This window comes from Vibrio sagamiensis NBRC 104589 (assembly GCF_007990935.1).
Taxonomy (GTDB): Bacteria; Pseudomonadota; Gammaproteobacteria; order Enterobacterales; family Vibrionaceae; genus Vibrio; species Vibrio sagamiensis.
Map to the genome: position 1 here is coordinate 50,617 of NZ_BJXJ01000014.1, position 14,752 is coordinate 65,368.

General features: G+C 41.9%; 14 protein-coding genes. 1 reads left to right on the forward strand and 13 read right to left on the reverse strand.

Annotated features, from left to right (window positions below; all coding sequences use genetic code 11):
- Nucleotides 1-29: 29 nt before the first annotated feature.
- The 12 genes from nusB to VSA01S_RS08725 form a co-directional block, all read right to left on the reverse strand.
- Nucleotides 30-497 (reverse strand): transcription antitermination factor NusB, encoded by a 468-nt coding sequence (gene nusB / locus VSA01S_RS08670; RefSeq protein ID WP_021709198.1) that lies wholly within the window; start codon nucleotides 495-497, stop codon nucleotides 30-32.
- Nucleotides 497-967, reverse strand: a complete 471-nt coding sequence (ribH, locus tag VSA01S_RS08675) for a 6,7-dimethyl-8-ribityllumazine synthase (protein ID WP_039979751.1) — start codon at nucleotides 965-967, stop codon at nucleotides 497-499. The genes nusB and ribH overlap by 1 nt, the downstream gene beginning before the upstream one ends.
- Before the next feature lie 157 nt (nucleotides 968-1,124).
- A complete protein-coding gene (gene ribBA / locus VSA01S_RS08680; protein ID WP_039979750.1) occupies nucleotides 1,125-2,234 on the reverse strand; it encodes a bifunctional 3,4-dihydroxy-2-butanone-4-phosphate synthase/GTP cyclohydrolase II in 1,110 nt (369 codons plus the stop codon).
- A 104-nt stretch (nucleotides 2,235-2,338) separates the two neighbouring features.
- Nucleotides 2,339-2,992 carry a riboflavin synthase gene (locus tag VSA01S_RS08685; RefSeq protein ID WP_039979749.1) on the reverse strand — a complete coding sequence of 218 codons (654 nt, stop codon included), beginning with the start codon at nucleotides 2,990-2,992 and terminating at the stop codon, nucleotides 2,339-2,341.
- Nucleotides 2,974-4,128 (reverse strand): bifunctional diaminohydroxyphosphoribosylaminopyrimidine deaminase/5-amino-6-(5-phosphoribosylamino)uracil reductase RibD, encoded by a 1,155-nt coding sequence (gene ribD, locus VSA01S_RS08690; RefSeq protein ID WP_039979748.1) that lies wholly within the window; start codon nucleotides 4,126-4,128, stop codon nucleotides 2,974-2,976. The genes VSA01S_RS08685 and ribD overlap by 19 nt, the downstream gene beginning before the upstream one ends.
- 22 nt (nucleotides 4,129-4,150) lie before the next feature.
- Nucleotides 4,151-4,600, reverse strand: a complete 450-nt coding sequence (nrdR, locus tag VSA01S_RS08695; RefSeq protein ID WP_039979747.1) for a transcriptional regulator NrdR — start codon at nucleotides 4,598-4,600, stop codon at nucleotides 4,151-4,153.
- A gap of 208 nt (nucleotides 4,601-4,808) precedes the next feature.
- Nucleotides 4,809-6,056 (reverse strand): glutamate-5-semialdehyde dehydrogenase, encoded by a 1,248-nt coding sequence (locus VSA01S_RS08700; protein WP_039979746.1) that lies wholly within the window; start codon nucleotides 6,054-6,056, stop codon nucleotides 4,809-4,811.
- Nucleotides 6,057-6,073: 17 nt separating this feature from the next.
- A complete protein-coding gene (gene proB, locus VSA01S_RS08705) occupies nucleotides 6,074-7,213 on the reverse strand; it encodes a glutamate 5-kinase (RefSeq protein WP_102857610.1) in 1,140 nt (379 codons plus the stop codon).
- Between the two features lie 126 nt (nucleotides 7,214-7,339).
- On the reverse strand, nucleotides 7,340-7,729 hold the full coding sequence (gene crl, locus VSA01S_RS08710) for a sigma factor-binding protein Crl (protein WP_039979745.1): 390 nt from the start codon (nucleotides 7,727-7,729) through the stop codon (nucleotides 7,340-7,342).
- A gap of 274 nt (nucleotides 7,730-8,003) precedes the next feature.
- A complete protein-coding gene (gene frsA / locus VSA01S_RS08715; protein WP_039979744.1) occupies nucleotides 8,004-9,251 on the reverse strand; it encodes an esterase FrsA in 1,248 nt (415 codons plus the stop codon).
- 91 nt (nucleotides 9,252-9,342) lie between these two features.
- Nucleotides 9,343-9,807, reverse strand: coding sequence for a xanthine phosphoribosyltransferase (gene gpt, locus VSA01S_RS08720; protein WP_039979742.1), 465 nt, complete (start codon nucleotides 9,805-9,807; stop codon nucleotides 9,343-9,345).
- 278 nt (nucleotides 9,808-10,085) lie between these two features.
- Nucleotides 10,086-11,375 (reverse strand): NCS2 family permease, encoded by a 1,290-nt coding sequence (locus VSA01S_RS08725; protein ID WP_039979741.1) that lies wholly within the window; start codon nucleotides 11,373-11,375, stop codon nucleotides 10,086-10,088.
- A 1,069-nt stretch (nucleotides 11,376-12,444) separates the two neighbouring features.
- On the opposite strand from VSA01S_RS08725, the gene VSA01S_RS08730 reads away from it, so the two are divergent.
- Complete coding sequence (locus VSA01S_RS08730; protein WP_039979740.1) at nucleotides 12,445-13,917, forward strand: aminoacyl-histidine dipeptidase; 1,473 nt, start codon at nucleotides 12,445-12,447, stop codon at nucleotides 13,915-13,917.
- A 96-nt stretch (nucleotides 13,918-14,013) separates the two neighbouring features.
- On the opposite strand, the gene VSA01S_RS08735 is transcribed toward VSA01S_RS08730, so the two are convergent.
- A complete protein-coding gene (locus VSA01S_RS08735) occupies nucleotides 14,014-14,547 on the reverse strand; it encodes a DUF3332 family protein (RefSeq protein WP_039979739.1) in 534 nt (177 codons plus the stop codon).
- Between the last annotated feature and the right edge of the window lie 205 nt (nucleotides 14,548-14,752).

A 14,752-nucleotide genomic window follows, 5' to 3' on the forward strand; every position in this document is an offset into this window, starting at 1 on the left:
AATTGCTGACCTTTTTGAGGAAGAAATCGTTATCTCTTACGAACGTGAGGCGCCGCTTTGTCCAGAACACCGTTAACAAATTTGTGACTGTCTTCTGCCGCAAATACTTTGGCAAGCTCAATCGCTTCGTTGATCACAACTTTAAAAGGAACATCTTCACGACGAGTCATTTCATACATAGCGAGACGAAGCAAAGCCAGTTCCATCATATCTAGGTCTTGCATTGGGCGAGACACATATGGACGAATCTTGCTGTCTAACTCCATGTGGCTAAGTACAACACCGCTTAGTAGTTCACGGAAGTAAGCGACGTCAGTTTCAGGAGCAGAAAGTGCTGGCTCTGATGCATGAAGTTCTTCTTCATCGTATTTATCGCCAGATAAAAACTGTTCTTCGATCGCGGCAACATTCTCTTTCGTTATTTGCCATGAATAAATCGCTTGTAGAGCGAATTGACGTGCATTACGACGTGCGGCTGGTTTCACGCTGGCCCCCATTAGGAATCAATTTCAGATAGTACATTAATCATTTCAAGTGCGCTTAGTGCAGCCTCTGCACCTTTATTACCAGCCTTGGTTCCTGCGCGTTCAATCGCTTGATCAATCGTATCAACAGTCAGTACACCAAATGCAACTGGAAGACTATACTCCAGAGAAACTTGTGCTAGACCTTTGTTACATTCACTACAAACATAGTCAAAATGAGGTGTGCCGCCACGAATCACAGAACCGAGAGATACGATAGCGTCGTATTTCCTTGTTTTTGCAACACGTTGAGCCACTAGAGGCAGTTCAACCGCACCTGGACAACGAACAACGGTGATGTTTTCTTCGCTAACTTGTCCGTGACGCTTTAGTGTATCGATCGCACCAGAAAGAAGACTTTCGTTAATAAAACTGTTGAAGCGAGAAATCACGATAGCAATTTTTGCATTTGGCGCTGGTAAGCTACCCTCGATCACTTTCATAAGCTTTCCTTTGACTATATTTTTAAGTGAAAATTGTTCATCAAGTGAGAACCGACGGATTCTAGCACAATGTAGTGAGCAATATCTAATGGAAATTGGCTATCTATTGACTCATCTTGATGAATAATGACTTTTTAGTCTCTAAAAAGAGTTAAAGCTATTCACATACGTACTCGATTACATGGAGACCAAATCCTCCAAGAGCATGGTACTTATGGTTTGTCGATGACAATAAGCGCATATTTCGAATACCTAAATCTGCCAAAATCTGGCAGCCAACGCCAACTCGACGGCTGGTACCGTATCTTCGCGCAGGCTTTGGGGCTTTATTGTTATCTTGTGCTTCAAACATTTTTACTCGATGAAGTAAGTGTTCCGTTGACTCTTCATAACTCAATACTACAAGAACACCACCTTCTTGGCTGATCCGTTGCATGGCTTTATTCAATGTCCAACTGCAGTCAGGGTCTCGCTCACTGCGTAGTACATCACTAAAAACGTCTTGCAGATGGACACGAACTAAGGGAGCATTTTCATTCAGTTCACCTCGGCACATAGCATAATGAACTTGGTTATCGATCGTGTCTTTATATGTTACAAGGGTAAACTCACCATATTCTGTTGGCATTTTACATTGTGCAACACGTTCAATGGTCGTTTCAGTATGGTTACGATATTCGATTAAGTCTGCGATGGTACCCAGTTTTAAGCCATGTTGCTCGGCAAAAACTTCGAGGTCTGGACGGCGCGCCATCGTGCCGTCGTCATTAAGAATTTCGACAATAACAGAGGCGGGTTCTAAACCAGCCAAACGGGCCAGATCACATCCAGCTTCAGTATGTCCTGCACGAGTCAGTACGCCTCCTTCCTGGGCGGCTAATGGGAAAATATGTCCTGGTTGCACTAAGTCCGAGGACATCGCTTCTTTAGCTACAGCGACTTGAATAGTATGTGCCCTGTCTGCGGCAGAAATTCCCGTGGTTACACCTTCAGCAGCCTCAATCGAAACAGTAAAGTTAGTCGTATATTGCGCATTGTTGTCCTGTACCATTGGGGGCAGGCCTAATCGTTCGCAACGAGCTTGAGTCATCGTCAAACAAATCAAACCTCGGCCATATTTTGCCATAAAGTTAATTGATTCAGGGGTAATGTGCTCAGCAGCAATGATCAGGTCACCTTCATTTTCACGATCTTCATCGTCCATAAGGATAACCATTTTTCCTGCGCGAATATCATCAATAATCTCTTTTGGCGTGCTAATTGGCATAGTATCTACTTCCGTTATTCAACTATTTAAATACTGACATCATCTTTAAGCCATTTGTGATCAACCATGGGGCTCAGCAAATGGTAAACAACAGAAAAATCGGCTTAGGCAAAACCATTTTCTTGTAAGAAACCCATTGTGATCTTGGACTGTGATGACGCTTCTTGTTGTCCTAGTAGCAAACGCTCCATGTAACGCGCGAGCACATCTACTTCTAGATTAACTCGACGACCAACCTGAAATTGTTCGATCGTTGTTTCTTCACTGGTGTGCGGCACAATTGTTAATTTAAATGCGTTTTTACGTAATTCATTGACGGTTAAACTAATGCCATCAACTGTTATTGAGCCTTTTTCTGCCACGTATTTACTCAAACTTTCTGGCATATCTAACCACAGTTCAATCGCTCGACCGACATGATTGCGTTCAACGATCGTTCCTACGCCATCAATGTGGCCCGAAACAATATGACCACCAAAGCGCGTTGTAGGCAACATCGCTTTTTCAAGGTTTACTTTATCTCCAACCTGATAGGCAGAAAAACCCGTCTTATTTAACGTTTCCAATGACAAATCTGCACGATAATAATGCTCACCAAACTCCACAACAGTTAAGCAAACACCATTAGCCGCTATACTGTCACCAAGTTTGACATCGGACATATCCAGTTTGCCTGTTTCTATCTTAACCGTGACATCCTCACCCTTTGGGGTAACGGCCGCTAACGTGCCAACAGCTTCTATAATTCCTGTGAACATAATGCTTCTTTTTCGTTCTCGTTGTCTTTTAGGTTAGCAGTAATACGGATATCTTTGCCGACTTGCCTGACATCCGTAATATCTAAGTCAATCACTTGTGACATGTGAGTCAAACCCAATGCTCCAAACAAGCCTCTGCCATCACAGCCCATGATTTTTGGCGCAAGGTAGATAACTAATTCATCAACAAGATTGGCTTGAATCATTGAACTTGCGAGGGTTGGGCCGGCTTCCACCCACAAATGGTGTAGTGAATGCTGGTTTGCCAAAGTGAACAATATTTTTTTTAAATCAAGACGTCCATTATCATCAAGTTGAGGAATAAGATCTCCCTCTTGGCTAACAATAATACACTCTCCATCAGCCTGAAAGAGTTTTAGGTTCTGACGCAGTTGGTTCTGTCGGTCTAAAATCACTCGATGCGGCTGCCTAACATCACTTTGCTGGTAACAAGTTTGCACACTAGGTGGGAGCTCTTGCCAACGAATATTAAGCGAAGCATTATCCTCAATCACAGTTTTACTGGTCGACAGGATGGCACTACTTATCGCTCGATAGCGCTGTACATCTTGTCGCGCTTTAGGAGAAGTGATCCACTGACTTTGACCGTTTTGCAAAGCACTCTGACCATCCAAACTTGCAGCCATCTTCAACTGCACAAATGGCATACCTGTTTTCATGAATTTAATAAATCCACGATTCAATGATAGTGCTTCACTTTCAAGCAAACCTACTTGTACCTCAATACCAGCATCCTTGAGCATTTGAATCCCTCTTCCTTTGACTTTAGGATTGGGGTCTTGCATCGCACATACAACTCTGGATACTTTAGCTTTGATTAAGCTTTCAGCACAAGGAGGGGTTCGGCCATGATGCGAGCAAGGTTCAAGAGTAACGTAAACCGTTGCGCCTTCAGCAAGATCGCCAGCCATACGTAAGGCATAAACCTCTGCATGAGACTTACCTGCACGTTGATGATACCCCTCCCCTACAATCTTAGCATCACGAACAATAACACAGCCAACATTTGGGTTAGGCGTTGTCGTATAGATACCACGTTGTGCCAATTTCATGGCTCGGGCCATCATATTGATATCGAGAGGAGTAAACTCAACAGCTGATGTATTTTGTAACATAATCTACTTATTTTTGACTAAATCAATCTTCAAGGCGTGCTATTTCTTCACCGAATTCACGTATGTCCTCAAAACTTCTATAAACAGAAGCAAAACGGATATAAGCGACTTTATCCAAGTCTCTCAACTGCTCCATGACCAGATTACCAATCATTTCACTTGAAACCTCACGCTCGCCTGTCGCACGCAGTTTTGATTTAATCATACTGATTGCCAGTTCTATGGCATCTGCACTAACTGGACGTTTTTCTAATGCGCGCTGGATACCACCAGCCATTTTATCTTCATTAAACGGTTCACGATTACCATTGGATTTAATGACCTTCGGCATCACAAGCTCAGCCGTTTCAAACGTAGTAAAGCGTTCACTACATGCAAGACATTGACGTCGACGACGCACTTGATGTCCGTCCGCAACTAATCGAGAATCAATAACTTTTGTATCGTTCTCTGAACAAAAAGGACAATGCATACCATCTCCAAATAAAATGCAATTGGGTTCATTTCAAAAGCAAAGACTAGTGTAGCGGAATTGTAATGTGAGAGAAAACAAAAAGGGACATCTCTGCCCCTTTAACGTTAATTTTATTAATCATTGCCTTGGGTGCTGAATTTTACCGCAATCGGGGCACCTCTATCTCAAAAATACGCTAAAGCATCTGAAATAATACAAAAGAAAGTTATTTACGAATCAAATAATTCGCTTTCCCAACCCATTTATAACTGGTCAATTCTTCAAGTCCCATTGGACCTCGGGCGTGAAGTTTTTGTGTGGAAACCGCCACTTCAGCACCTAAACCAAATTGAGCACCATCAGTAAAACGTGTTGAAGCATTGACATACACCGCAGCAGAACCAACAGAGTTAATAAATAATTCAGCATTTACCAAACTGTTGGTCATGATGGCATCGGAGTGGCTGGCATTATGTACTCGCATATGCTCAATAGCGGCTTTAACATTAGAAACAATTTTTACCCCTAACGTATAGCTGAGCCATTCGGTATCAAAATCCCCTTCTTCCGCATCACGAATTTGACAAGTATCCATCCATTTTTTGGCGTTAGGCTCTGCCACAAAAGTGACTTTATCTTGCAAACGATCCACCAGCATCGATAAGAAAGGGGCCGCGACTTCTTCATGAACCAAAAGAGTATCCAGTGCGTTACAAGCCGATGGACGTTGCACCTTAGCGTTTTCGACAACATCCAGTGCTCGTTCAAGATCCGCCGATTCATCAATGAAAATATGACTGATACCAAACCCCCCGATGATCACGGGGATAGTGCTATTTTCTTGGCACATTTTATGTAGACCCGCTCCACCACGTGGAATGATCATATCAACGTAATCATCCAACTTTAATAGTTGAGATACCCACTCACGCTCTGGTTTTTCTATATATTGTACCGATGCGGCTGGCAGATTTGCTTTTGCCAGCGCCGATTGAATCACTTTAACCAGCTCCATATTGGAGAAAAATGTCTCTTTACCGCCACGTAGAATGCTGGCATTGCCTGTTTTTAGACACAAAGCGGCAATATCAATGGTCACATTAGGGCGTGCTTCGTAAATCACACCGACCACCCCGAGAGGAACACGACGACGAGACAAAGACATGCCATTTTCTAGGACTTTGCTGTCTATCTCGCTGCCAACTGGATCATTGAGGCTAATCACATTACGCACATCATTAGCAATACCAGCCAAACGCTCTTCGTTAAGCAATAGGCGATCGATCAAAGCTTCCGTCAGCCCTGCCTCACGAGCAAGTTCGATGTCTTTTGCATTCGCTGCCAAAATAACATCAACATTAGCTTCCAATTCATCAGCAATAACAGCCAGTGCTTGATTCTTTTGAGCTGTTGATGCAGTCGCAAGTTGAAAAGCCGCTTCTTTTGCCGCTTTTCCCATATTGGTTAAATCCACTTTACTTCCCTCGATGATTATTCTTGAATGACGACAAGGTCATCACGATGAATCACTTCTGAACCGTAGTCATGGCCCAAAATAGTAATAATATCTTTACTGTGTTTACCCGCAATGCTGGCAAGGTCGATACTGGAATAAGCGCTAATACCACGGGCGACTAATTGTCCAGCGAGATTGGTTACTCGTGCCACTTCTCCGCGAGAGAAATCGCCTCTCACTTGCAACACTCCTTTTGCCAGTAGACTACTGCCCTTGCCAACCACCGCTTTAACCGCACCCTCATCGATAACAATATCGCCCGCTGCTGCAGGGCCTGCCAAAATCCAACGTTTACGGTTTTCTAACGCTTCTTCACAGGGTAAGAATCGCGTACCTTGTGGTTCAGTACTCAAAGAATCGAAAATAACGTTCGGGGCACTGCCTGCGGCGATGATAACTTCAATACCAGCACGACGAGCGATGTCTGCGGCTTGCAGCTTAGTCGCCATCCCGCCAGTTCCTAACGTTGTTCCACTGCCACCCGCGATTTTGCGTAACGTGTCATCAATGGTTTTGACTTCTTTGATCAATTCAGCGTTAGGGTCTTTACGTGGGTCAGCGGTAAAAAGGCCTTTTTGGTCCGTTAACAGCAGTAACTTATTCGCCCCACATAAGATTCCAACTAATGCGGATAAATTATCATTGTCACCGACTTTAATCTCTGTTGTCGCCACCGCATCGTTTTCATTGACGATTGGAATGATATCGTTTTCAACCAGTGCATTAATGGTGTCTCGAGCATTGAGAAAGCGCTCACGATCGTCAAGGTCAGCTCGGGTCAGCAGCATTTGACCGATTTTGATGCCATAGATATCAAACAGCGACTCCCATGTTTGAATCAAGCGACTCTGCCCAACAGCCGCCAACAATTGCTTGCTCGCCATGGCATTGGGCAATGCGGGGTAACCAAGGTGTTCTCGGCCTGCAGCAATGGCACCTGAGGAAACCATTACCACTCGATGACCTTGTTTTTTTAGCTCTGCACATTGGCGGGCTAACTCGACCATATGTGCTCGATCTAACGCCAACGTGCCACCGGTAAGCACACTTGTACCCAATTTCACAACCACAGTCTGTGATTGCGCAATGCTTGAATTCTGTTGATTCATTGTCATGGTGTCTTCTGATATGAAAAACAAATAATAGAATGGATGTTTTATCAATCAAATGAAGATTTAACAAGCATAAAAGGTACGAAAAACGTACCTTTTTGTATCTAGGATTAAATCTGATGATGCTCGCTAAGCAAATTCAAACGACTCTGTATGATAATCGACTTGGAGTTTAAAGTGCTTTTCAAGCGTATCGACCAGTTTTTGATGGAAGGTACTTTGCGTTACATACACTTCCTTGACGACATTCTCGGGTAGTGGTTCAGATACCCAAATTCCCTCTTTATTGTATTTGCCGATATGATATTTGGCAGTAAAGCCACTCTCAGAGGCTTCAAGATCCATCCACCACCCCCAGAACTCTCGTTTTTCGGGTGATTTTTTATCATCAACACAAACCGATAAACAATCGAAGTAATAATGACCTTCTTGCGACTGAGGCTCACGTAAGTAAGGCCCCACCGCTTTCAATTTAGATATGAGACGAAAATGAGTCGGTCCTTGATTTGTCGCAGGCATAAGAATCTCCATTTCTATAGCAAGTCTAATTCTTTACAAAAGTATTGGTTGTTTTTGTTCTAAAGTAATTCAAGGGTGTGGGAATGGCTCATCGCTTATGGTAATGAGTCTCAGTGTATGAGTGCTATCGAGGTGAAATAACAGTACATAAGTTTACTATGCAGGATTAAATTCACTCACATAACATCAATATATTGGTTCAGTGAGATGGTGCTAAGCACACTTGCGCACTTCCACATACCCACTGTAAGTCTTGACTAGATTAAACCGTTTGTCATCTTAATAATTCATCTTCCAACCATTTTATAGCCAAATCTAGGGATTGCTCATAACCTTTTGTAATTGTTTTAGAGCAAATTTTCTTCGCTTGACCATACTGGCTAAAGAGCGCCACTAATTTGTTATCACTCAATGGTGAAACAGGATCTCCTTCTAAACTCAGCGCTAAAATAGGTACTTTTGTCTTACGACTAGAGAGAAACCCTTGCACTTTTAAAGACCAAGCCATCATTTGCCCGGCTAAGCTACGAATATCAACAGGGCTCTTATTTAAGCGAGAGGCTAGTAAGTCCAGGTACATCTTAGGCATGTTTTGTAGTTTTTTCGGAGAGGAAAAAATATCGTGAATTGGGGCACCAAGAGCCACACATGCTTTGAGCTTATCTTGTTCAAGAAATGAAAGACGAATCATCGCATTACCACCAAAACGGAAGCCAAGCAGCCCAACTTTGTGATGATCAACCCATGGCAAACTGAACAATTCTTTTAATACTGCTTGGTGTAAGCAACTAGAATCCTCAGTCAGAGCCCAATGACGACTGTGTCCAACAGAGGGCATATCTATCGTTAACATTGCAATATCTTTAGGTGCAAGATGATTACGAAACAAACGCCACATATCCGTTTGTAAGCTATCCAATCCGCCACTAACCATCACAACAGGTAGTTGTTTGTCAGTACGAGGCAAATGTAAATTAACGAGAATCTTATGCTTTTCAAAGGGTACTTCAATTTGTTTAATTGTGTACCGAGTCTTTTTTGCTCCTTCTGTGTACGCTTTGTTCGCAAGCAATTGCGCTTGACGAGCAAGATTGTCATCTTTAAGGTGAGGATAACCAGCAATACTAAAACATAGAGATGCATTAAAGAGCTCATCAGCCGCCTGTTCCTCCTCCATTTCATACGCTCTACGTTGATGTTCCATACCCAGCTTGGTCCATTCAAAGGCCCAATTACCACTGTGGTAACCCATAACAGTATCTAACCAATTATCTTGAGTACGAGAGTGCTGCGAAGAGGAAATTTTCGATAATACACTATCCATTTCAATTGGACATAAACCTTGCCATACCCATTGAAGACGCCTTAAATGGCGATACCAAGCTCCTTTTTGATACTCACCTCTTTCATCTAAAATTTTCCGGCTCGTTGGCATGTACTGAGTCAGTGCTGAAGTCTCTTTCGCCTGTTTGTATTTAACAAACAAGGTTTCGGAAAGGTTTTCGCTGATATCTTCTGACATAAAGAGGGCTCCAAGCAGATTGCAATAGCGGTAATAATAATAAAAAAAATACCCCGATAACGGGGTATTTCTCAAGATTTTTTATGCGAACTTATTTTCGTTTACGATTTACTGGTTCTACATATTGAATCGACATATCCCAAGGTTGCTCAATCCATGTTTCTTGAGCAATATCGACAACGTAGTCATCCAATAGTTCTTTTCCAGACGGTTTAGCACATACTGCAATAAGTTTAGCTTTCGGATACATTTCACGCAGTTTACGTGCAGTATCACCGCTATCAACTAAATCTTCAATGATCAAGAAACCTTCACCATCACCCTCGGGTGCTTTTAATACGCTCATATCACGTTGATGATCGTGGTCATAGCTTGAGATACAGATAGTATCAACATAGCGAATGCCAAGTTCACGTGCCAATATTGCTCCAGGGACTAGACCACCTCGGCTAACAGCCCAAATACCTTTCCATTGCTCAGCTGGCATTTGTTTTTCTGCTAATTCACGGCAATAAGTTTGCATCGCGTCCCAAGTGATAATGAATTTTTGACTCATTTTAATAACCTAATAATTTCAAGTATTCACCTCCTCACACCAAAATGACCATGCAAATACGCACTGGACCATTTTGTTACTCATTGAGGAGACTGGAATTTAGAGCTGCTTAGCCAGCGATTGTACCGAAACTGCTGGTTGATATCAAAGTTCAAGCACTTTGCCTCTCACAGTTACATAGTCATCAAATAAAAGAAGCTAAATTGCTGGATAAATCACACAAATCCAAAAAACAAAACCGATGTAAGCCTTCACTCACATCGATTATTAATTTCAAATTAACCAAAGATGTACTTAATAATAAAGATAACGGCCATTAGCCAAACACTTAGCGAAACATCACGCCCTTTACCACTTAACAGTTTAATCGCAGCATAAGCGATAAAGCCTAAAGAGATACCTTCTGCAATAGAGAAAGTCAGTGGCATGACCAAACAAGTGACGACCACTGGAGCCGCTTCAGTGAGATCACGCCAATCGACAGAAACGAGGCCCGATAACATCAAAATAGCAACGTAGAATAATGCACCTGATGTCGCATAAGCTGGAATCATACCCGCAAGAGGAGAAAACAGTAGCGCCAGTAAGAAGAGAACGCCAACAACAACCGCAGTAAGACCCGTTCGACCACCAGCAGCCACACCAGAAACGCTTTCGATATAAGAAGTGGTGTTTGACGTCCCTAGTACTGCACCGACAGAAGTTGCCGTTGAGTCCGCAAGAAGTGCTTTATTCAAACGAGGAATATTGCCTTTCTCATCCGTCAGGCCTGCTTTTTGTGAGACGCCAACCAACGTACCTGCAGTATCAAATAAATCGACGAATAAAAAAGCAAATACAACCGAAATCATACCCACTTCAAATAAGCCAGAAAAGTCTAACTGCATGAAAGTTGGAGCAATACTTGGTGGCATTGACATCACTCCAGCCCACTGTACGTCACCAAAAATAAGCGCCAGAATCGTAACCGCTAGGATAGCAATCATAACCGCGCCTTTAACACCACGATGAACCAAAGCAATGGTCAAGAAAAAGCCTAGCGCAGCTAGTACAGATTGCAGTGAAGTAATATTACCCATTGAAACTAGGGTCGCTGGGTTATCGACAACTATGCCCGCATTTTTAAGAGCAATAAAAGCAAGAAATAGGCCGATACCCGCGGTGATACCAGTACGTAAAGAAAGTGGAATCGAATTAATGATCCACTCACGAATTTTGAACACACTCAGAAAAATAAATAGGACACCAGAAACAAAAACAGCGGCTAATGCAACTTGCCATGTATAACCCATTCCCAATACAACCGAATAGGTAAAGAAAGCATTCAACCCCATACCCGGCGCTTGAGCAATTGGGTAATTAGCGACGAGCCCCATGATAAAACAGCCGATGGCGGCAGCAAGACAGGTCGCAACAAAAACGGCACCGCGATCCATCCCCGCATCAGCAAGGATGGCTGGGTTTACAAAAATAATGTAAGCCATGGTTAGGAAGGTAGTAATACCTGCGATGATCTCAGTGCGCACATTGGTGCCATTTTCACTAAGTTTAAAAAGCCTTTCGAGCATGTTCGAATCCTGTAAAAGGTAAAAATTAAACGGTTGCGTAATCGATTGGCTGTAATTATAAAGTTATCAAATCACAAATTCCAGATAGAATTTCAATCTAAATTAGTTTTTTCCTCAAAAAGCTATAAAAAATAAAGACAACGAAAACGAAGAAAAAAAATAACATTAAATATCAGAAGCTTATTAAAAGAAAAACAAAAGAAACTTCGTATAAAAAATAAACGATGTTTTAAACTTTCAAACAAAAAGGTGTTTATTATGCCATCAGTGTCTGTACAAAAGAGAGCTTTGACAAACAACATCATCACTAGCCTTAAATGTCTAAAGAATAGCAATTTTATTGTTAATATTAATAAATAAGATTTAGAAGAAATTGAAAAAGAATGGATAAAAAAACGCCACTCAATAACGAGTGGCGGTGAATTATTTCAGTCAACAACTGATAAAAATTCCAATTTATAGGGGGTGAACAAATTGTTCAGGTCACATGCATTGACCTCAATTAATAGCCAAAGCTTGTTGGGTAAGCAAAGTTACTGGTAAAAGTCGCATCGTAGCTCCAGAACATTGCACTTGGTAAACCTTTCATAAACATCACCTTTAAATCAATTCATTATGTTAATTGGGTTGATTTCTCGGTTCCTTGGAGGCGATAAACGGACTCATCCTTTGAGCATTTATTACTTTAATCTTTTCGTCATCATAAAGCGTGTTATCACTATAACATTAGGAAATTTATTTACAAGATAAAGTGACCAAAATCACATAAAAACATCAAAAATTGGCTAATTAGGTCTTAAAGGATGTAATAAAACCACAATATAAATATGCAACTGATCTTTTTAACACTTATCACTTACCCATAAAATCACCACTATTGACATTAATCTCATTTAGTCGACAATCACTTTTTAACAAAGCTACTCGCTTAGGACAACGACTACTCGCCAAGACCAACTAATGGTATGCTGGATGTCATCTAAAAGCGTAAAAATTCGCCATATTTAATGCTGATATACTCATCATGATTGGGTATTGCATTTGGCAAAACATATAAAAGGAGTCTTCTGTGTCTGAATTCCACTCTGAGATCAGTGCTTTATCCCCAACTCCCCTTTGGCAGTTTTTCGATAAAATCTGTTCAATCCCTCATCCTTCTAAGCATGAAGAAGCACTTGCTCAATACATTGTTAATTGGGCAACGGAACAAGGATTTGACGTTCGACGCGATCCAACTGGCAATGTATTTATTAAAAAGCCAGCAACACCTGGCATGGAAAACAAAAAAGGCGTAGTACTTCAAGCGCACATCGATATGGTGCCGCAAAAAAATGAAGACACGGATCACGACTTCACCAAAGACCCAATTCAACCTTATATCGATGGTGAGTGGGTAACAGCAAAAGGAACCACATTAGGAGCCGACAACGGCATGGGTATGGCATCTTGTCTTGCAGTGCTGGCTTCTAATGACATCAAACACGGTCCAATTGAGGTCTTACTGACGATAGATGAAGAAGCCGGTATGACAGGTGCATTTGGCCTGGAGCCAGGCTGGTTAGAAGGTGACATACTTCTGAATACTGACTCCGAACAAGAAGGCGAAGTCTACATGGGTTGTGCTGGCGGTGTAGACGGTCAAATGACATTCAATATCGCTCGTGATGCTATTCCTAGTGGCTTTGTAACACGTCAACTTACCCTAAAAGGTCTAAAAGGCGGTCACTCAGGGTGTGATATCCACACAGGCCGTGGAAACGCAAATAAACTGATTGGTCGTTTCTTAGCTGGACATGCCCAAGAATTAGATCTGCGTCTCATCAAATTCAGTGGTGGCAGCCTACGTAATGCGATCCCACGTGAAGCATTTGTTACTATTGCCCTGCCACAAGAAAACCAAGCCAAATTAGCCGAGCTGTTCCAAAACTACACAGCCCTTTTAACTGCAGAACTTGGTAAAGTAGAAACCAACATCGTCACCTTCAACGAAGCAATGACTACCGATGCGAAGGCTTTTGCAGTAGCCGATCAACAACGCTTCATTGCCGCACTAAATGCTTGTCCAAATGGTGTAATACGCATGAGTGATGAAATAGAAGGTGTGGTTGAAACATCGCTCAATGTAGGTGTGATTACTACAGAAGAAAACAAAGTCACGGTCCTGTGTCTTGTTCGTTCATTGATTGATTCTGGCCGTAGCCAAGTAGAAAGCATGCTTCACTCTGTAGCAGAGCTGGCAGGCGCAAGTATTGAGTTCTCAGGTGCTTACCCTGGCTGGAAGCCTGATGCAAATTCAGAAATTATGGCGATTTTCCGTGATATGTATGAGGGCATTTACGGCCATAAACCTAATATTATGGTCATTCATGCTGGCCTTGAGTGTGGTTTATTTAAAAAACCTTACCCAAATATGGATATGGTCTCTTTTGGGCCAACCATTAAATTCCCTCATTCACCAGATGAAAAAGTGAAAATTGATACTGTTCAACTTTTCTGGGATCAAATGGTTGCTCTACTAGAAGCTATCCCTGAAAAAGCCTAATTAGCAAAATTGCCTAATGGCAAGAAAGCTAAAACGAACGCTAAAACACAAGGGGCACTGTCTGTGCCCCTTTCTTATTTGAGTAAACATTTATACTCAGCTTTGGCTATAAGCCATTAACTCATCCATTGATGTTTGCGCAACCACTTCACCATCAATGTAGTAAGTCACAAACTCACCTTCACGTACGCCCATCAATGTCGCTTTATCGCCATTGTTGTAAGTGATGTCCATCATCACCGTGCTTTCATCAATCTGATGCATCTGACCTTTTTCAATAAGGCGGTTATTAGTTATAGGTCCTATCGGAGCCGTCGTCAGAGATTTATCAAGTTTGTCGTTAATATCAAGGTAAGTCTCCATTTTAGTATCAAAGATATGAGGTTTACCATTGATTGGGTTTTTACCCGTCCAGAATTCAAGGGAATTAAACACGATATAGTCTGCGGCAATAGCGATACCATAAATTGGAGCCATCAACATGTTAAGCCCACCACGAGCATAACGATTATCTACCGCTTTTAGGTTCACTTGCATAACATAACCTGTTACAGCATTACTACCAACGCAGCCAGACAGTGCCATCGTTGCCGCACCCAACACGCCAATTTTAGCCATTACCTTATTCATTAAAACCTCTCATTTGCATAACCTAGGGTCAAAAATTAGGCGCATCTTACTCAATATAAACCAAAGTTAAAAGTCAAAATCTAAAAAATAAAAAACATTGTTTTTAATAAAAACCAGTAGCCATTCATGATATATATGCATTCACCGTCAACACTGAGAAATTCTATTTATTTATTACAAAAACAACCCCACTCTTGCTACAAAC

Coding starts and splice junctions, on each gene's coding strand:
- nrdR (WP_039979747.1), bottom strand. CDS start 4,600: ATGCATTGTCCTTTTTGTTCAGAGAACGATACAAAAGTTATTGATTCT.
- VSA01S_RS08735 (WP_039979739.1), bottom strand. CDS start 14,547: ATGAATAAGGTAATGGCTAAAATTGGCGTGTTGGGTGCGGCAACGATG.
- ribBA (WP_039979750.1), bottom strand. CDS start 2,234: ATGCCAATTAGCACGCCAAAAGAGATTATTGATGATATTCGCGCAGGA.
- VSA01S_RS08685 (WP_039979749.1), bottom strand. CDS start 2,992: ATGTTCACAGGAATTATAGAAGCTGTTGGCACGTTAGCGGCCGTTACC.
- ribD (WP_039979748.1), bottom strand. CDS start 4,128: ATGTTACAAAATACATCAGCTGTTGAGTTTACTCCTCTCGATATCAAT.
- nusB (WP_021709198.1), bottom strand. CDS start 497: ATGGGGGCCAGCGTGAAACCAGCCGCACGTCGTAATGCACGTCAATTC.
- crl (WP_039979745.1), bottom strand. CDS start 7,729: ATGCCTGCGACAAATCAAGGACCGACTCATTTTCGTCTCATATCTAAA.
- VSA01S_RS08725 (WP_039979741.1), bottom strand. CDS start 11,375: ATGCTCGAAAGGCTTTTTAAACTTAGTGAAAATGGCACCAATGTGCGC.
- ribH (WP_039979751.1), bottom strand. CDS start 967: ATGAAAGTGATCGAGGGTAGCTTACCAGCGCCAAATGCAAAAATTGCT.
- proB (WP_102857610.1), bottom strand. CDS start 7,213: ATGACAATGAATCAACAGAATTCAAGCATTGCGCAATCACAGACTGTG.
- frsA (WP_039979744.1), bottom strand. CDS start 9,251: ATGTCAGAAGATATCAGCGAAAACCTTTCCGAAACCTTGTTTGTTAAA.
- gpt (WP_039979742.1), bottom strand. CDS start 9,807: ATGAGTCAAAAATTCATTATCACTTGGGACGCGATGCAAACTTATTGC.